This is a genomic window from Kluyvera cryocrescens NBRC 102467, assembly GCF_001571285.1.
Lineage (GTDB): Bacteria > Pseudomonadota > Gammaproteobacteria > Enterobacterales > Enterobacteriaceae > Kluyvera > Kluyvera cryocrescens.
In genome coordinates this window covers 170,688-189,859 of sequence record NZ_BCTM01000003.1, presented here as the reverse complement: position 1 = coordinate 189,859, position 19,172 = coordinate 170,688, and the positions used below count along the sequence as shown (strand labels likewise).

14 protein-coding genes are annotated in these 19,172 nt (G+C 51.0%); 9 read left to right on the top strand and 5 right to left on the bottom strand.

Features of this window, described 5'->3' with window-relative positions:
- The first annotated feature begins 189 nt into the window (after window positions 1-189).
- From KCR01S_RS03455 to KCR01S_RS03425, 8 genes are all read left to right on the top strand, one after another.
- Window positions 190-1,950, top strand: a complete 1,761-nt coding sequence (locus tag KCR01S_RS03455; protein ID WP_082767921.1) for a ShlB/FhaC/HecB family hemolysin secretion/activation protein — start codon at window positions 190-192, stop codon at window positions 1,948-1,950.
- 12 nt (window positions 1,951-1,962) lie between these two features.
- On the top strand, window positions 1,963-9,492 hold the full coding sequence (locus tag KCR01S_RS03450) for a two-partner secretion domain-containing protein (protein ID WP_061279758.1): 7,530 nt from the start codon (window positions 1,963-1,965) through the stop codon (window positions 9,490-9,492).
- Window positions 9,493-9,496: 4 nt separating this feature from the next.
- Entirely contained in the window at window positions 9,497-10,054 is a 558-nt protein-coding gene (locus KCR01S_RS03445) for a hypothetical protein (protein ID WP_233269668.1), read from the top strand.
- Window positions 10,055-10,217: 163 nt separating this feature from the next.
- Window positions 10,218-10,673 carry a hypothetical protein gene (locus KCR01S_RS25570; RefSeq protein WP_061279757.1) on the top strand — a complete coding sequence of 152 codons (456 nt, stop codon included), beginning with the start codon at window positions 10,218-10,220 and terminating at the stop codon, window positions 10,671-10,673.
- Window positions 10,657-10,707 (top strand): hypothetical protein, encoded by a 51-nt coding sequence (locus KCR01S_RS25935; protein WP_369691437.1) that lies wholly within the window; start codon window positions 10,657-10,659, stop codon window positions 10,705-10,707. Before KCR01S_RS25570 ends, KCR01S_RS25935 begins: the two co-directional genes overlap by 17 nt.
- A 13-nt stretch (window positions 10,708-10,720) precedes the next feature.
- The gene (locus KCR01S_RS03435) at window positions 10,721-11,026 is read left to right on the top strand and encodes a MafI2 family immunity protein (RefSeq protein ID WP_061279756.1); all 306 of its coding nucleotides are present in this window, start codon (window positions 10,721-10,723) and stop codon (window positions 11,024-11,026) included.
- A gap of 810 nt (window positions 11,027-11,836) precedes the next feature.
- A complete protein-coding gene (gene yncE, locus KCR01S_RS03430; protein ID WP_061279755.1) occupies window positions 11,837-12,898 on the top strand; it encodes a 7-bladed beta-propeller protein YncE in 1,062 nt (353 codons plus the stop codon).
- 10 nt (window positions 12,899-12,908) lie between these two features.
- Window positions 12,909-14,897, top strand: a complete 1,989-nt coding sequence (locus tag KCR01S_RS03425) for a TonB-dependent receptor domain-containing protein (RefSeq protein WP_061279754.1) — start codon at window positions 12,909-12,911, stop codon at window positions 14,895-14,897.
- Between the two features lie 33 nt (window positions 14,898-14,930).
- Here KCR01S_RS03425 and KCR01S_RS03420 read toward each other — a convergent pair whose 3' ends face one another.
- From KCR01S_RS03420 to KCR01S_RS03405, 4 genes are all read right to left on the bottom strand, one after another.
- Complete coding sequence (locus tag KCR01S_RS03420) at window positions 14,931-15,968, bottom strand: S66 family peptidase (protein ID WP_061279753.1); 1,038 nt, start codon at window positions 15,966-15,968, stop codon at window positions 14,931-14,933.
- Between the two features lie 67 nt (window positions 15,969-16,035).
- On the bottom strand, window positions 16,036-16,686 hold the full coding sequence (locus tag KCR01S_RS03415; RefSeq protein WP_061279765.1) for an ArsR/SmtB family transcription factor: 651 nt from the start codon (window positions 16,684-16,686) through the stop codon (window positions 16,036-16,038).
- Window positions 16,687-16,742: 56 nt separating this feature from the next.
- Window positions 16,743-17,132: a hypothetical protein gene (locus KCR01S_RS03410; protein ID WP_061279752.1), complete on the bottom strand. Its 390-nt coding sequence runs from the start codon at window positions 17,130-17,132 to the stop codon at window positions 16,743-16,745.
- Window positions 17,125-17,448, bottom strand: a complete 324-nt coding sequence (locus tag KCR01S_RS03405; RefSeq protein ID WP_061279751.1) for an antibiotic biosynthesis monooxygenase family protein — start codon at window positions 17,446-17,448, stop codon at window positions 17,125-17,127. Before KCR01S_RS03405 ends, KCR01S_RS03410 begins: the two co-directional genes overlap by 8 nt.
- Window positions 17,449-17,601: 153 nt before the next feature.
- Here KCR01S_RS03405 and KCR01S_RS03400 point away from each other — a divergent pair, with 153 nt between their 5' ends.
- Window positions 17,602-18,186 (top strand): NUDIX hydrolase, encoded by a 585-nt coding sequence (locus KCR01S_RS03400; RefSeq protein ID WP_061279764.1) that lies wholly within the window; start codon window positions 17,602-17,604, stop codon window positions 18,184-18,186.
- A 29-nt stretch (window positions 18,187-18,215) separates the two neighbouring features.
- Here KCR01S_RS03400 and KCR01S_RS03395 read toward each other — a convergent pair whose 3' ends face one another.
- Complete coding sequence (locus tag KCR01S_RS03395) at window positions 18,216-19,106, bottom strand: LysR family transcriptional regulator (RefSeq protein WP_167348807.1); 891 nt, start codon at window positions 19,104-19,106, stop codon at window positions 18,216-18,218.
- Between the last annotated feature and the right edge of the window lie 66 nt (window positions 19,107-19,172).

Sequence of the window (19,172 nt, the reverse complement as noted above, 5' to 3'; positions counted from 1 at the left end):
GCAGTGAAAGCATGAGCCTATCCTAAATTTTCGCCACGACCGCGCCATAATTTATAAAAACTGGAGCATCCCTATCAATTTAGGTGGGGCTTGATGCTCACATCATTGATTAGACAGGCTTTTGTTGTAGGTAATGTTATGGTATTACTTATTGTATGACATTTCCTTACAAAAAATAACGTCGCCTTAATGTTTGTAATCGTACCGCTTAAAGAGTTTCCCTCTTTTGGGAAGAGGGTCAGTCTTCTTTCGCGTTCTTCGTGTTTGTCCCTGGCTGTCTTTCTGTCCTCCGGTTTACTTGTGTCTTCGCCAGCGCTTGCCGCGGTGAGTGGTGATACGCTATTCCAACGCCAGTCTGAGCAGCAGGACGCATTACAGCAGCGGCTTAATGCCAGTCCTCCTGATGTTCGTCTATCACCCTCGGTGTTGCATTCTGGGCCCAATGAATTTCCCACTGAGTCACCGTGTTTTGTGATTAAACGCGTCGATATTCGCGGCGCTGAGGCTTTCCCTCATTGGCTTCCCTTGACGCGTTTAGGGGACAAAGCCGCGGGTCATTGTCTGGGGATCAAGGGCATCAACCAGCTTATGGGGACGATACAAAATCGCTTTATCACCCATGGTTGGGTCACCTCACGCGTCCTGGTGCCAGAGCAGGATCTGACATCGGGAACGCTGGTGTTGCAGGTCGTTCCCGGCCGTGTCCGGCAGGTGCGTTACCAGGACGGAAGCGATGTGGGAGCAACTCTCTATACCGCCATGCCAGCACGCGCCGGTTCTTTACTTGATGTGCGAGATATCGAGCAGGGGCTGGAGAATTTACAACGGCTGCCGACCGTTCAGGCGTCGATGGAAATTGTGCCGGGTGAGGCTCCGGGCGAAAGCGATATCGTCATTAAGCGTAAGCAGACCAAAGCCTGGCGGGTTAACGCCTGGGTTGATAACTCAGGTACGGAGGAAACCGGCAAAAACCAGGCCGGGATGATGCTGGCCTGGGATAACCCGACGTCGCTCAGCGATTTACTGTATATCACCGCCAGCCAGGACACGCTCTTTTCTCATGATAAAGGCTCGACTAACTACAGCGGTCAGTACTCTGTGCCATTCGGCTACTGGCAGTTTGCGCTGACCGGCAGTCGTTATGAGTACAAACAGACCATCGCCGGTCTCAACAGTGACATTGAATACACCGGCAAAAGCCAAAACCTGGATACCCGGTTAAGTCGGCTGTTATTCCGTAATAACGTGGCAAAAACGACTTTGTATTATGGGGTTAACGTCAAAGAAACGCGTAACTTTATCAATAACACCGAAATAGAAAACCAGAAACGCCGCACCAGCAACTGGCATGTTGGGCTTGAGCATCGCCAGTATCTTGCCTCTCTGGTTTGGGATTCCAGTCTCGACTATCAGCGAGGTACCCGCTGGTTTGGTGCGATGCCGGCTTTTGAAGAGTACTTCCCGCGTAGAAGTGAAGATTACGCCACGGCGCTGGCAAAGATCCTGAATTTCTCCACCGCCCTGACGACGCCATTCACGTTAGGGGAACAGACATTTCAGCACCGAATTGAATACCGTCGGCAATTAAGCGATACACCGCTGACGCCGCAGGATCAGTTCAATATCGGTGGACGCTACACGGTGCGCGGGTTTGACGGTGAGCGAACCTTAAGCTCCGACAGCGGCTGGACCATCAAAAATACCCTCACGTGGCAAACCCCCATTCCCGAGCAGGCGTTATATCTTGGCGCTGATTATGGCCATGTCAGTGGTCATAACACCGGTTGGCTGATCGGGCGCCATCTGGCGGGGGCGGTCGTCGGAATGCAGGGCAATATTTCGCCATTGAATATGGGCTATGACGTATCAGTGGGTACGCCACTTTCTAAACCCGCTGGGTTTAAGACCGATAACGCAACGCTGGCATTCAGTGTGAACTGGGGCTTTTAAAGGGAATTTCTGATGAACAAATACTGTTATCGCGTCATATTCAATCAGGCCCGACAGATGCTCATGGTGGTTTCAGAACTCGCTAAGCATCCCGTCGTAACGGCGATGAAAGATAGCGTTGTCAAGTCATGCACGCTTCGCTCGAAGCTTAAACCATTGGTCTGGTGCTGCGCACTTGCCACCGGTCTGGTGACGTGGGGGGCTCAGGCTGACATCGTGGCGGATAAAAGTGCGCCCGGTGGCCAGCAGCCCACGATCATTTCGGGGGCGAATGGAACACCGCAAATTAATATCCAGTCTCCGAATAAAAACGGGGTGTCCCATAACAAATACCAGCAGTTTGATGTGGATAGCAAAGGTGCCATCCTCAATAACAGTTCGGTGAATACCCAAACGCAGCTGGGTGGAATGATTACGAGTAACCCGTGGCTTGCCAAAGGTGAAGCCAGCGTCATTCTGAATGAGGTGAACAGTTCGAATCCCAGTCGGCTCAATGGATTTGTCGAAGTGGCTGGGAAACGCGCGGATGTGATCATCGCCAACCCGGCTGGCATCACCTGTAACGGCTGCGGGTTTATCAATGCGAATAAAACTACGCTGGCTGCGGCACAGGTATTGTTAGAGCAGGGTAAGATCGCTGGTTTCCAGGTGAAAAACGGTCAGATTGCTATTCAGGGGAATGGCATGAATGACACGCAAAGCGACTATACCCAACTGATCGCCCGGGCCGTTAAAATCAACGCCAGGCTGCACGCCAAAGATCTCTCGGTGACCGTGGGCGAGAATCGCACCGACGCCAGGGGCAACGTGATCGCGACAGCGTCAACATCAGGCAAAACCGAAGATTTTTCGATTGATGTGGCAAGTCTTGGGGGCATGTACGCCAACAAAATCAAACTGGTGGGTACTGAAACCGGGGTAGGCGTACGCAATGCCGGAAATATTGGTGCACAGGCGGGCGACTTTACCCTGTCCGCCGACGGCAAATTGCAGAATACCGGGGTGATTACGGCGCAAAATGTCAATGTCGCCAGCCAACAATCAATAGAAAACAGAGGCTCAGTTTTAGCGCAGCAGTCGCTGACGCTGGATGCCAAAGGGGCCATCAATAACCACGATAAAGGGCAAATCATAGCTGGCCGGGATGCGACATTACGTGGGGAGACGCTGCACAATGATGCCACTTCGCTGCTCGCCGCAGGCGTGGACGAAAAAGGGCGCCAGACATCAGCCGGTTCTCTGAATGCTGAAGCCAAAAAAGGCGCTACCCTGCAGGGGCAGCTCGCCGCCAAAGACGCCTTACGCGTGACGGGTAGCGAGCTCGATTTATCAGCGCTCAGTGCACAGGCAACGGATGTAACGCTGACGGCAAGCGAGTCGGGGCTGAATACGCGTGACGCGCATATTCAGGCGGCTCAAAAAGCGTCCTTGTCTGCAAACGGTGATATCGATAATCAACGCGGGAATATCGCGGCAAGCGAATTATCGTTATCCGCGACCGGAGAGATTAATAATACCGGCGGACGCCTGGTTTCTCAGGGTGATCTGTCTATTAACAGTCAATCACTGACCAATAACGACGGTGTCGTGGCCGGCCAGTCACAGGTAAACTTACGTACCAAGTCCCTCGATAACCGCCAGGGCTGGGTGAAAGCGAACGGTGAGCTCACTATCACCAGTGATGCTATTGATAACCGGGAAACCTTGCAGACAGGTCTGGGCCTTGAGGGCCAGTCGGTGATGCTTGATACCACGGGGCTGAATAACCAGTCAGGCGCCGTTCGCGGCGCGCAGACAATTAACGCAACGGTTTCGGACTCCCTAAATAACGATAATGGGATGTTGTCCGCAGGCACTCAACTGGCGGTAACCGATACACCTCAAAAACCAGCGCTCAAGTTATCAAATGAACAGGGCGTGATGGTTAGTAATGGCTCCCTGGATGTGACCGCCAGCCAGTTAAGCGGGACTGGCAAACTGGTGGCGCAAAAAGATCTCAACCTGACGCTGGGCCAGGATTTTAACAACACCGGGCATATTCAGGCGGGAGAAAACCTCGCCATTCATCTCACTCAGGGGTTGACCAATAGCGGGTTAATATCAGGTCTAGGGGACGTCGCATTAGCGGCCGATACGCTGATTAACACGGTGACGGGTGAAATCAGCAGTGGCAAAAATACAGCCATTACGACAACCCATAGCCTCCACAATACCGGTCTGGTTGATGGTGTTAATACGCTGCTTCGCGGCGCAGTGTTAAACAATCTGGGGACGGGGCGAATTTATGGTGATGTTCTCACTCTGGCGTTCGATACGCTGTTGAACGACAAACAGGGCGATAAATCAGCGGTTATCGCCGGGCGCCAGTCCGTCAATATCGCGGTTGCCGACCTTACCAATCGTGACCATGCGTTGATTTACAGTGACGGTGATTTGGCGATAGGAGGCTCCCTGGATGATGCATCCGTGGTCACCGGGCGAGCGGGCAGCGTCAAAAACCACAGTGCGAATATTGAGTCGGGAGGCAACCTCTCACTCAAAACCAGTTTGCTCGAGAATAAAGATATTCATTTGCAGCTGTCGGACGATGTGCAGCAGGTGAGTCGTGAGCATTTTGAATGGTTCGATTCCGGCAATGGCCGCCGTTACCGGTTACAGGCACGCAATGGTAACAATGACCGCTATGCGATTAACGATGACGGGACATTAAATCATAGCGTCAAGATCGGTTATGAATCATCAAATCGCTGGCGCATGTTTGAAAATGGCGATGTGACCAAAGACTTTTACCAGTATGTTTACGATCGCATCACCTATGAAACGCAGGTTATTCATCAGGATGCAGCGCTCATCACCAGTGGGAAGAACCTCACTCTGGACGGTGAACAACTAAATAATGATAACGCGCACATTGTGGCCGGACAGAATCTGGCAGTCACCGGCAGTACACTCAACAACACCGAAGCGCAGGGTGTGCGCCGGACGGTTGATGTTGGACAAACGCACTACCTTCATAAAGGCGGTGGCAAGTGGAGTACGCGAGATACCGTATCGGCCTATCAGGGTGCGAACAAGGAAGAGAAGCTTGCACTGAACCTGATGAGCGTCAGGGGCAGTGCCGGGGAAATCAATAAAACCACGATTGAGCCATCTTCGGCACGCGAACCCGAGGCCATTATCGGTGGCGAAGGCTTTGATGGTTCAGCCATTAAAACGACCAAACCGACTCTCACGCTGCCGGACAATAGCCTGTTTACCCTCAATCCAGATAGCAACAGTCACTATCTGGTGGAGACGGATCCGCGCTTTACCAACGAAAAAAAATGGCTCTCAAGTCTTGATATTGTCGACAGCGATAAGCTCGAAAAACGTCTGGGAGATGGTTATTACGAGCAACGCCTGGTGCGTGAACAACTGATTGCCACCACGGGCCAGCGTTTATCCGGATCCTACCAAAATGATGAAGAACAGTACGCCGCATTGCTGAACGCAGGCGTCGCCTTTGGTGATAAGTATCATCTGACGCCGGGCATCGCATTAAGCAATGAACAGATGGCGGCCCTGACCACCGATATTGTGTGGATGGTTAACGAAACGATCACGCTGCCTGATGGCAGGGTTGAAAAAGTGAGCGTACCGCAAGTCTATGTGCGCGCGGTGCAGGGCGATCTGGGCGGTCAAGGTGCACTCCTGGCTGGCCGACAGGTATCGGCCGATCTGGCCGGCGCGTTGCTTAACAGCGGTGAGGTGAGTAGCCGGGCAATGACGGACTTGAGTGCAGACACGATTGAAAACAGTGGGCGTATTCAGGGGATTGATATTGCGCTGGATGCGCAAAAAGATATTCACAATATTGGTGGCGAGATCCGCGGGGTCGACAGTGTTTCCCTGAATGCGGGACGGGATATCGTCAGCGAAACCGAACAGCGCAGAAAAGGAAGCTCGGCCTGGCTTGACCGTCCAGCCAGTATTTATGTTACCGGTGACCAGGGCCAGTTAACCCTGGCGGCACGACAGAACGTGAATCTTATTGCCAGTGATATTGGCAATTCAGGGGAGAAAGGCAAAACGCTCATCAGTGCAGGGCAGAATATTCAACTGGAAACCCGCGATGTTGCTTCCGCGTTCGATTATACCGCTAATGCCAATAATTATTATCGGGGAGCCACGAGTTCACAGGTAGGGACCGCTATCCATACACAAGGCGATCTCACCTTATCGGCAGGCCAGGATCTGCTGGCGACAGCTGCCTCCGTCGACAGCGGCGGTCAGCTTACAGCCAATGCAGGTCGGGATGTATCCATCACCGCGGGTGTGGAAACCGAAGATTATATTAAGCACACGAAACATACCGACAAAGGTCTGTTATCGAGCAAAACGAAAGAAACGCACGATGAGATCCATTCCCGCACTGCGCTTAGCAGCACCTTCACCGGAGATTCACTTGACCTGACGGCTGGCCATGATGTGAATCTCAACGGCAGCAATGTGACAGGCACAAATGCGGTGAACGTGACAGCGGGTAATAATCTTAATATCGGTACGGTCGATGAAGCATTGCACGAATCCCACATGTCGAAAACGACCAAATCAGGGCTGATGAGCAGCGGTGGGATTGGGTTTAGCGTGGGTAAACAGTCCATCAAACAGACCAATGATACCGAAAGCAATCAGAAAAAAGGCAGTGTGGTAGGAAGCTCGGCGGACAATGTGACGTTAACTGCGGGTAACACCGTCGCGGTTAACGGCAGCGATGTCATTGCCGCCAGGGATATTACCGTTACCGGGAAGGAGATTCATGTCACTGCGGCCGAAAACACCCGTACTGATATCAGCACCACCGAAACGAAACAAAGTGGTCTGACGTTATCCCTGAGTGGCGCGGTCGGCAGCGCGTTAAATACCACGTATCAAACGGCAAGGGCTGCGCATGACACCGATGACGGGCAATTAAAGGCTCTGCAGGGGATTAAGGCCGGGCTTAATCTCGAACAGGCGAACCAGGCCCGGGAACTGGCGGCGGCCAAAAAGCCGGGTTCGGATATGAGCAATAACGATTCGTTCGGAATTAACCTGTCCTACGGCAGCAATTCATCAAAATCCGTTACCAAAACCCAGCAGAAAACGGCATCAGGTAGTGCGCTAACCGCAGGTGATAACCTCACCCTGAAAGCTACCGGACAGGGCGAGCAGGGTAACATTGTGGTTCAGGGGAGCCAGCTGCAGGCCGGTAAGGATCTGACGCTTGATGCGACCAACAATCTGCTGCTGACGTCGGCCAATAATAGTCAGACCGTAGACGGTAAAAACAGCAGTAAAGGCAGCTCTGTTGGGGTGGGGATCACGGCGGGATCTGGTGGCTTCGGCTGGAACGTCAATGCCAGCGCCAGTAAAGGAAGTGGTTTTGAAAAAGGCAATAGCCAGTACTACACGGATACGCAGGTTAATGCGGGTAAAACGCTCACCCTCAACAGCGGTCACGACACGACGCTCGCCGGGGCCCAGGCGAGCGGTGAAACCGTCAAGGCGACCGTGGGAGGGAACCTGACCCTCAGCAGTCAACAGGCCACGGATGCGTATGACTCGAAACAGAAAAACGTCAGCGTCAGCGGCAGTGCCGGTATGGGCAATGGCTCTTTCTCGGCCAGTGCCAGTAAGACGGCGATGCGCAGTGATTACCAGTCCGTCGATAAGCAGACGGGGATTAACGCGGGACAGGGTGGTTTTGACATCACCGTGGGGGAACATACCCAGCTTAACGGGGCCGTTATCAGCAGCCAGGCGGATAAAGAAAAGAACCGTCTTGATACTGGCACCTTAGGCTTTAACGACATCCGCAACCACGCGGATTACAAGGTAGAACAGCAGAGCGTCGGTATCAACTCGGGTGGCCCGATTGCCGGCCAGCTCATCACCAACAGCGCCAGCGCATTACTGAGTGGGGTGAACAACAGCGGGCAGAGCAGTAATACCACACACGCAGCGGTGTCGGACGGCCAGATTATTGTGCGTGACACCGGTAATCAAAAGCAGGATATCAACGACCTGAGCCGCGACACGGCTAACGCACATGAGAAGCTGGAGACGATATTTGATAAGGATGCCGAGCAAAAACGCATAGACCGTAATCAACTCATCGGCGAGGTTGGCCAGCAGATAGCCGATATCGCGGCGACGCAGGCGGAGATCGCCGCCACCAGGAAGGTGAATAAAGACTGGGAGACACCATCAGAGGCTGAACGCGATGCGGCGAAACAAGAACTCACTAAGGCGGGTCAGGCAACGGATGACGTTGCAACCATTGATGGTTACATTAAAAACCAGGCGATACAGGCGGAAATTAATCAGTCACAGTGGGGAGTGGGCGGCGATAACCGGCGTATTGTCGAGGCTGGGACGGCGCTGATACAGGGGCTGGCGAATGGTGACGTCAGCCGGGCGGTGGCGAATGCAAGCGCGCCGTATCTGGCCAATGAGATAGCCAAAAATATTCCGAAAAGTAATCAGTCGGGGCGGCTGGCGGCCCATGCGATAGCAAACGTTGCGCTGGCGCTGGTGAAAGGCGAAAATGCTCTGTCGCAGGCGGCCGGTGCGGTGACTGCAGAAGCAATAGGGATGTTGTCCGGGGAAATTTACGGTAAAGACGTAAGTCACCTGACGGAAGATGAGAAAACAACGCTGAGTGCGTTTGCCAGTCTCGCGGCAGGATTAGCCGGAGGTCTCGCAGGTGGGAGTACGCAGGATGCGCTGAATGCAGGGCAGGCGGGTAAGACGACGGTTGAGAATAACTATCTAGGTCAGGGACACCCGCAGGAATACGCTGATAAGTACAACGCGTGTAACGGAAATGTCAGCTGTGAGCAGAATATTCGTAAGGATATGGCGCAGGAGTCGGCAGAGAACATCCAGAAGCTGAAATCATGTTGGGATGCCGGTGATGCCGCTTGTGTGGCAGATACGCGTTCGAAAATAGAACTTGATGAGAAGGCGTATACTAAGCTACGCCAGCAGGACAATATGGTTGGGCGTACTTATGAAGACTCGGCAAAATGGTATGCTGATATTATTGATCAGTGTGCTGGTAAGTGTGATTGGCTAGAAGCTTCATTGCTGAAGACCGGAGCCGATGGGCTAGGTAACTTGGTTTATGGCGCGCTAGGTGCGGGGAGTCTGCCGAAACCGGGACAAACTGTAAGTGCGAACGATCTTAAGGTTGCTGGCGAAATTAGTAAGGATATAGCATCTGTTGGGAAGCAGACAGACATTGGATTTGCGGCAAAGCAAACTAAGAAAAGTGCAGGGCAAATAGTTATTAAAAATATAAAACAATCTGAGGCAATTGAAAATTTATCTGCCAATGGTTATATAAAATCAGTTTCGAAAGATGGTTCGGTTACCGTAATGACAAAGGACGAGAAGGTATATAGATTCTATCCATCTTCAACTGGAGGTGGGATCGCTGGTGCTGAATCTGGGGTGCCGTCTGCCTCTGTATCAGTAAATGGTAAAATTATTTCTAAATTACGTTTCCCAGGAGAGTGATGCCGTGACTATCGAACATAATAATGCAATAACTCTTCTTAAAAATGTGGTAAGGCTCGGAACTAACCTTCCTGCTCACGTTTTCCACAAAAAATTTTCAAGATATTTCTTTTTTGATAATGATATCTGCACATCAGACGATTTGATTAGTGTGACTAAACTAGTCATTGGTGAGTCTTTTGGATATAACTTAACTGCGAGCGTTTTCTCAAGTTCAGATTTCAGATACTTAGGCGAACTACATATGAATGAGGATTGGGTCGCTAAAATAGTTTCCTTAAACACTGAAATGAATGACTCTGGTGATTATGGAGGTTTGATTATTTTGGATCAGAAAAAACAATGGGCTATATTCCAGAAAACCCCTGTTGAAGAGGGGGTGTTGGGAGTCAATAGCAATAAAAAACTAGAGGCCATAAATGATTTAATTTATGAGAACTTTGTTGATTGCAAGAAATTTGAGGAATGGCTGCAGGAAAGAACATCACATGATGTTGAATTAGTCGAATCCATTGGGAGAGATTATTTAATGAGCATCGTAGAAAACTATAGACAAGCATAGTGTACGTAAAGATAAGAACCGTCTTGATACTGGCACCTTAGGCTTTAACGACACCCGCAACCACGCGGATTACAAGGTAGAACAGCAGAGCGTCGGTATCAACTCGGGCGGTCCGATTGCCGGTCAGCTCATCACCAACAGCGCCAGCGCATTACTGAGTGGGGTGAACAACAGCGGGCAGAGCAGTAATACCACACACGCAGCGGTGTCGGACGGCCAGATTATTGTGCGTGACACCGGTAATCAAAAGCAGGATATCAACGACCTGAGCCGCGACACGGCTAACGCACATGAGAAGCTGGAGACGATATTTGATAAGGATACCGAGCAAAAACGCATAGACCGTAATCAGCTTATCGGCGAGGTTGGCCAGCAGATAGCCGATATCGCGGCGACGCAGGCGGAGATCGCCGCCACCAGGAAGGTGAATAAAGACTGGGAGACACCATCAGAGGCTGAACGCGATGCGGCGAAACAAGTGCTCGCTAAGGCCGGTCAGGCAACGGATGACGTTGCAACCATTGATGGTTACATTAAAAACCAGGCGATACAGGCGGAAATTAATCAGTCACAGTGGGGAGTGGGCGGCTACGACAAAAGGAATCGTTCATTACGGTAAATATGGTGCTCATATAGTACCTGCACGTCCATAATTTAGAGGTTGTAATGAAAAGTAATTACGAAAATATAAAAAGATTAAAGTTATCCATACAGTCAGCTCTTCTTGGTGCCATTACTGAGAATATGAGAAATATAGCTGTGGATATCAGTGAAAACAAAATTATGTTGTACTTTTTTATTAATGGGGAAATCAGTGAGGACGATAAAGAAAATATATCTATCATTGAAACGGAAGTTATAGCTGATTTTGAGGATGAATTTGATATAGAATCCATTATAAAAAGGGTTGACTATCCGGAATCAATAATTTTAGAACATGGTTCTAGTGTTTTTCAAAGACAAGAACGCTAATACGACAAAAGCGCAGGCGAGTATGTAACCGGGAAGCCTGGAGTGATAATGCTTTGGGAGAATCATCCCGATATACCGGCGATACATACGTGTTAATCAAAAATCGTATCATCGTAGTACATTTAACATAATATACATTATGCGCACCAAAGTAAGCCCAGAAAGAATCCACGGTTTGACGTTCATGATTATGCTCGTCGATTTAGCCGGCTCGCCGCTGAGATTGCCCGCTGTGGCTTATCGCTTTCGGTCTGATCAGTCACAAATCCTGCCATCGCGCACTCACCATGCTATGCGGTCTGTGCCTTTTCCCATCACACTGGGCAACATTCTCATCTCACCGAACACATAAGCTGTTGTGTTCTGCATCCCTCGAGTCGTTGGTGATGCCGAACTTCCCATTTTACTCAGGCTACTTTTTATCGAGCTGTCATAAAATTCGCCGTCAGTAAATCACTACCGGCGACGTAGATTCCCTTTGGCCCGAAAGCAAATTCGGCTACCGCGCCAATGTCATTTGCTGTACCGCCACGGCCAGCCGCTGATATCTCTAGACGACCGCGATAAAAAATCACTGCTTTATTCACGAGTGTTGGTTTCTCAGTCTACAGGCCAAAAGCTTGAGATCTAACCCACTGATTCTCCCAAATTCCAGGCGCCTGTCTGCCGTTATTTAGAACCTAAACACTGTGGTTAATTCCCGTAGATGCAACACAAAACTTGGTAGGTAAATGCGATTTGATCTCAATTGCAAATGATAGTCATTACTATTAACATCGTTCTTTGTAAAAATTTGCAAAGGAAAATTACATGTCTACAAAAAATGTAAAGAAGACTGTTGTTTTACGTGCCCTCGCCCTTTCCTTCTCTATCCACGCCTGTTTTGCTAATGCTGCAGAATTTACCGACAACGATTTTCCGTCTCAGCAGCTCGGTCATGGCGTTTACGAACTGGCGTATGACCAGGGGCAAAACGCGCTTTATGCCGCGTCGGCACCTTCTTTTGATAAAGATAAAACGGCCGGATTGGTATTCCAGCTTGATGCAAACTCACTGAAAATTAACCATAAAATTGCTACTGAACGACGTGCGTTTGCCGTTGCGCTCGATGAAGCAAACCACACCCTCTATCTTGGCAACGCGCTGGATGGTTCGATTGCGCTGTTAGATACACGAACCAACAAGGTGATTAACACAATTCAGTTAAGCGACAATTCTAACCCCAAAAAGAGCGCGCACGTTCGGGAAGTCGTCCTCGATAAGAAACATCATCGCCTTTATATCTCCGGCATTGGCGGTAAAGGTAGCGGCTTGCTTTGGGTTGTCGATACGCAAAAACAACAGCTTATTGATACCATTGAGAAGTTTGACCCGGTTGGATTTGCCATCGATGAAGCAGGTAATAAAGTCTATGCCGTGACGGGCAAAGGCGAACTGCTGACCCTGGATGGCGAGACCTCAACAGTGCGATCACGTGTGGCAGTTGACCCTAAAGAACCTAAGCATTACTTCCTTAATATTGCACTTAATGTCGGCAAAGATGTCGGCTATATCGCCGATACTAACACCAAAGACGTTCTGGTGGTTGCCCTGGATTCCGGCAAACTCCTGCATCGTATCCCTACCCCAAACTCCATTGCTGTGGTGTATAACGCCTCCCGGAATGAGATTTACGTCACTCACCGTAACGATCGGCAGATTAGCGTTATCGATGCCACGACCTATCACGTTAAGCACAGCATCAAAACGGCCGCTATGCCGAACAGTCTGGTGCTCTCTCCTGATGCAAATACGCTGTACGTCAGCGTGAAGCAAGACGAAAAAAGCGATCGGGCTGATTACGTCGTAAAAATCGATCTCACTAAATTCTGAGGAAGTACTCGTGATTACCCAAACACGTATTGCCGTAGCTGTTTCGCTTGCGTTTGCTAACCTGCCTGCGGCCGTATATGCAGACACGAATGAAGACCAGATGGTGGTCACCGCCACCGGATTTAGCCAGGAACGTCGAGAAGCACCGGCGACAATCTCAGTTGTTGATGAAAAAGAGCTGAACACCCGCTCGAACCAGAATGTCACCGAGGCGCTGCGTGAAATGCCAGGCGTTCTGGTAGGTAACGGCCATGGCACGCTGGCGACAGGCGATGTACAAATGCGCGGGATGGATTCGTCCTACACGTCGTATATGGTTAACGGCATCAAACAGGCGACCCGCGAATCGCGCCCCTACGGTCACCACATTGGTACCGAAGCCTCCTTTCTGCCACCGATGGCCGCCATCGAACGCATCGAGGTTATCCGTGGGCCGATGTCCTCTCTTTATGGTTCCGACTCCATAGGCGGTGTGGTCAACGTCATCACCAAAAAAGGCTACAACCTGGATAACTGGACCGGCGTGTTGGAGGATAACTACTTCCTGCAGGAACAGAGCAAATACGGCAATACCAACCAGACCAATGCCTTCCTGATGGGGCCGGTGATCCCCGGCAAACTTGGCGTTAGCGTGGCGGCCGACTATCTGGACCGCCGTGATGATGATAGCCCGAAAAAACCTCGCTTCGTGAAACATGAAGCAGGTAACCTGGACGCAACCGTTTCCCTGTCGCCAACCGACACCCAACTGTGGGATCTGAATGCGACTCGCGGCCATCAGGAAAAAAGCCACGATCCGGGCAGCCCATGGTATTGGGGATTTGACCGCGATGCGGCCTCACTTTCTCAGCATGCCTGGTACGGTGATGATCTGCTGGAAGTGAAAAACTTCATCAGCTACGAAAAAGCGCGCACAGAATATCGCGTTCAGGAAATGTCGCCGCAGTTTATTGAACAGCGAAACTTTGAAGCCAATAGCGCCAACACCTTCACCCTTGGCGATCACAAGCTGACGCTGGGCGCCAACTATACGCGTAATGAGCTCAACGATACTTTCGATATCGAAGATAAAGCTGTTGCCGGCGTCACTCCGGTGAGCAAAATTACCCGTTACGGCTGGGCGGTATTTGCCGAAGACGCCTGGATGATTGTGCCGGACTTTACCCTGACGACTTCTGCGCGATTAGACCACGATAGCTATTTCGGCTATCACGTGACGCCAAAGCTGTACGGCAACTGGACGATTGACCAAAACTGGGCGCTGAAAGGCGGCGTATCCACCGGCTATAAAAAGCCCGATCTCCGTGAAAATAACTCCGGATTTACCAGCGTATACGGCGCTTACCCTTATTCCTATATTGGCATCGGTAACGATGACCTGAAACCGGAAGAAAGCGTCAACACGGAGCTAGGGATCTACTGGCAGCAGGATACGCTGGCGCTGGATGCGACCGTATTCCACACCCGTTTCAAGAACAAAATCAGCGATTACACGATTTGTACTGAAACTGCGACGCAGAAATGCGTGTATAACGGCTATACGGCGGAAAGCGTCTCCCAGTATTTCAACGTTAGCGATGCGGAAGTCTATGGTCTTGAACTGAACGGTGATTGGCAGGTCACGCCTTCGCTGAAGGCTAACGCCAACTATACCTATACCCACAGCGAACAGAAAAGCGGTGAATATAAAGGGTATGCGTTGAGTGATTTCCCAACCAGTATGGCCAACATCTCATTGACCTGGAACGCGGTAAACGATCTGGATCTGTGGACGAAGGCCAGCTGGCGCAGTAATTCGCCGGATATTGGTAAATCAACCGCCACGGAAGCTTACGCACTGGTTGATTTAGGCGCTCGCTACCGGGCGACCAAAAATATCACCTTGATGGCCGGTGTTTATAACGTCTTTGACGTCAACCCAATCTACACCACGACGTATAACGAAACGTCTATGCTCGAAGGGCGCCGCTATAATATTGGCGCTCGTTACGAGTTCTAAGTAATAAGCCGGGGCAGATTTGCTCCGGCTTTTTTACAGCTGCTGGGTAATTGAGCCGCGATGATGGCGGTAAGTCACCGTGGCCAACGCGCCATTAACCAGTGACATTTGCGGTGGAATATGGCCGATATCAACATCATAAATAACCGGAATATTCAGTCCGCCGAGCGCAGAATGCAATGCGTCGAGATAATTTTGTTGGGTAGAGTTATCTGCGTCAGGCCCGGCATTGCGCCCGATTAGGATCCCGTTAAGCGAAGTCAACCAGCCATGCAAACGCAAGCTATAAAGTGCGCGAGTTAATTCACAAGGTCCCATTTCGACATTTTCAAAATAGAGAATCACACCGTCATTACCACACTGATGAATAAACGGCGGCAAATTTCCCCATTCGGTTCCGGCCAGGCGGGAGATGATATCGAGGCAACCGCCAATGAGACGGCCCGAAAACGCCACGCATTCCGTCTCGTTGTTCAGCATTTTCCACTGCGTAGGCTGGGTCAGATTAAATCCAGCATCGGTGGCGACACCCCATTGATTTTCCTCCACCTGATAGGCTGATGACGCGTGCTGGGTGACCTGATTTCCACGCGGAGATTCCACAATATCCCATAGCGCTCGGGTCGTGAGATCCAAATTCCCCGCACCGAGTTCCATTAAGTTGGGCCCGTGAACGGTTGCCCAACCGCTGCGAAGAGATAATGGAAAATGAAATGTGCTGAGGTCGGAAAACCCAATAAACCATTTTGGTGCCTGTACGGCGAGTCGTTCAAAATCGAGCAACTCCAGTAATTCCATTCCTAAATCACCGCCCCAGGGAGGCATCACCGCCTTTATTTCCGGGTTGCAAAGAAAAGACATCAACTCTTCCGCTCGGGCATGTTTATCAGCGCTTTTATTTTTATATTGTGCACGTAGGCACTTTCCCTCCAATACCCGATATCCACGCAGTCGAAGATGATTAATCGCGAGATCTAAACGCGGGTGCAAATGTGCAGGAACACCGGAAGATGGCGCGGTAATCGCAATTAAATCGCCGGCTACTAAGCTGGGCGGAAAATGGATATTCATCGTGATGCTCCCTTGGCGAAAGGTAAAAACATATCCTATCAGGAGCCCGCGGGGCAACGCCGATAATCTATAGGGTCAGCTTAAATATACGCGTCAACGCCCTTTTCCCTTCTTCGGTAAAGTTCACTTCACGATAACCGACGAGGCGGGTTAACCAGCCATGGCGCTCAAACGCCACCAACAGCGCTGCGCCGCAACTTCCACCGAGATGCAGGCGGCGCTCACTCCAATCGAGGCAGCCGCACGCTGTTTTACGTTGACTGCGTGGATCCCAATGCGCTCCCAGCGCCCGAAACTGAACAATACCTTCACCAGACAGTTCGCTGCCGTCAGGGGTAAACCACCCCCTTTCTTCCATGATGGCATAGAGTTTCACCGCGACCTCACCGGCTAAATGATCGTAGCAGGTCCGCGCTTTACGCAGGTTGACGGGCGTGCTGCATTTTTGCGGCGTCGATAATCGCATTGACACGCCCATCAGGTTTTCCAGCAACGCCGCAATTTCTCGGCTGGCAAGTCGGTAATATCGGTGCCGGCCTTGTGATAAACAGCTTACGAGTTGGCCCTGTAACAACTTATTGAGATGCGCGCTGGCCGTCGAGGATGCGATGTCCGCGACGGCACACAGCTCGGTCGCCGTCCATGCCCGACCGTCCATCAACGCGCAGAGCATACTCACCCGCGACGGATCCGACATCGCAGTGGCCACCGCCACCATAGACGACTCAAGCGATTGCGCATCATCACGCGTAGGGCTCACCTCATAGGGTTTTATCACAAACCTGTACTCCATTTTTCGGTCACTTCAGCAGCTAACTGATCATTATCCGTTAATAAAATCAGCCTGTTGCTATGATCGCTGTACTGTACGTGGATGGTAATCTGGTGCGCGGCCAGCGCGCGCGCTATCTCACCCAATTCACCTGGCCGTTCCTGCCGAAGTCGGCGAATCAGCGGTTTGCTAATTCGCTCAACGTGCATTCCGGCGGCGCTGAGCACCTGACGGGCACGTTCACCCTCTTCCACCAGAAAATGCGCATGGCTGGTCTCATCAACGGTAAAAACGCCGCCGCCTTCCAGCCCCACGCCATTTTGTCCCAGCGTTAAGCCTAATTGCGCCAGGGCGCCGGGAGTATGTTTAAGAATAACGTGAATATCATACATGAGAGCATTTCCTTGAATCAGAAGAGTATTCCCGTAGGAGTTGCGCCACCCGGATACGATAATGAGAAAAAATCGTGGCTCGGCCTTCTCGCTGGGCGGCAAGATGCTGGGGATGACATTTCCAGGCCCGTACCGCCTCTTCACTTTCCCACCAGGAAAGCGACAGCACTTTTCCCTCGGTGCTCAGGCTTTGAAAACGTTCAATCTCAATAAATCCTGCTATCTGACTCAATTGCGCTTTTAGCTCAGCGGCAAGTGCCAGATAACGGCCCTGTTGGTCCGGCATGGCGCGGGCTTCAAAAATAACGGCGATCATTGCTATCTCCTTTATGTACTAAGAAGACGCACTATAAATACCGCAACGGATGGATACTTCGTTGTTGACCGAAACATTTGGTTTGCATGAAATATCTTGAATATGCATGTTTGTGGCGATTATCATGCCTTCTCATTCTTACGAGACGGCAAAATGACCCATATACATGCAAAAGTACGCATCATCGAAAATCAAACGCTGGCCAACGACTGGTATCTCCTCAAAAAATATACCTTCGATTTGCAGCGACAAAATGGTCAATGGCAGCGCCAGAGCCGCGAGGTGTATGACCGGGGTAACGGCGCTACGCTCCTGCTCTACAATCGTGATGCCCGCACGGTCATTTTGACCCGCCAGTTCCGTTTTCCCACTTACATCAACGGGCACAACGGTTACCTCATCGAAACCGCAGCCGGCCTGCTCGATAATATGGCGGCGGAACAGCGCATCAAAGCAGAAGCCGAAGAAGAGACCGGTTATCAGATTAGCCATGTGGAAAAGGTCTTTGAGGCGTTTATGAGCCCGGGCTCAGTAACGGAAAAACTGCACTTTTTCATCGCCGAGTATAGCCCTGAAAATCGCGTCAGCGCCGGCGGTGGAATTGAAGCTGAAGGGGAAGATATTGAAGTGCTGGAAATGCCGATCGCCGATGCGCTGGCGGCTATCGATAATGGCGTGATTATCGACGGGAAAACTATTATGTTGCTTTACCACATGGTGGTGAAAGGGATCCTCTAACTGACGCCAGATACCGGCCGGTATCTGCGTCAGCGCAGCGTCTCGATCAGCCCTTCCAGCCACTGGGCGAAGACTCTAACTTTATGCGATAAATGACGGTGTGGATAAAGCAGCGACAGCCTGCGGCGAGGGCATGGGAAATCAGGTAATACTTCGACCAACTGCCCTTTATCGATATATGGCTGTAAGAAGAAGTTCATCCCCTGCAGCAATCCTAGCCCGGCAAGGCCTGCTGCAATATACACTTCTGAGTTGTCGAGGATTAATTTGCCCGGAATTGAGATCTCTTCAGTTACGGTACCGCGCTGAAAACTCCACGGCATCACCTGTCGGCTGCTGCTGTTAATCCAGTTAACCCCTTGATGATTTTGTAAATCTTCGAGGGTATGCGGAATACCGAAGCGCGCAAGATAGTCCGGACTGGCGCAGGTGGTCATTTTGATATTGCCCAGTGTTCTTGCCACGTAGTCACCATCGTCCAGTGCCCCCATTCTCAACACGCAATCCAGGCCATCCCGCAGCATATCCCGGCGCACGTCAGAACTGCTTAGGATGATCTCGAGATCAGGGTGCGCCTGGTAAAAGGCAGGTAGTTTGGGGACCACAATTTGTCGGGCAAAGGCAATCGGCATGTCTACGCGTAGCTGGCCGTGAAGCGGGCGTCCCGGCGCGAACGATTCCAACAGATCGTCCGCCTGGGCCAGTAACGGCTTGCTGCGCCGATAAAACTCTTCCCCCTCCGACGTGAGATTGATTCGCCGCGTGGTGCGTTGGAGCAGACGGACACCGCTTTCTTGTTCGAGTTGCTGTAGCGCTTTTGTCACCGCCGGGCGATGGATCTGCAGGTTTTCCGCGGCTTGGGTAAAACTACCGGAATCCACAATTTCGATAAAAATCTTAATATTTTCAAATAGATTCATTTGCATGGTTCCGCCTCCCCAACCTCGACAACAACATTGTTATCCATTTAATAATAGTGAAGAACA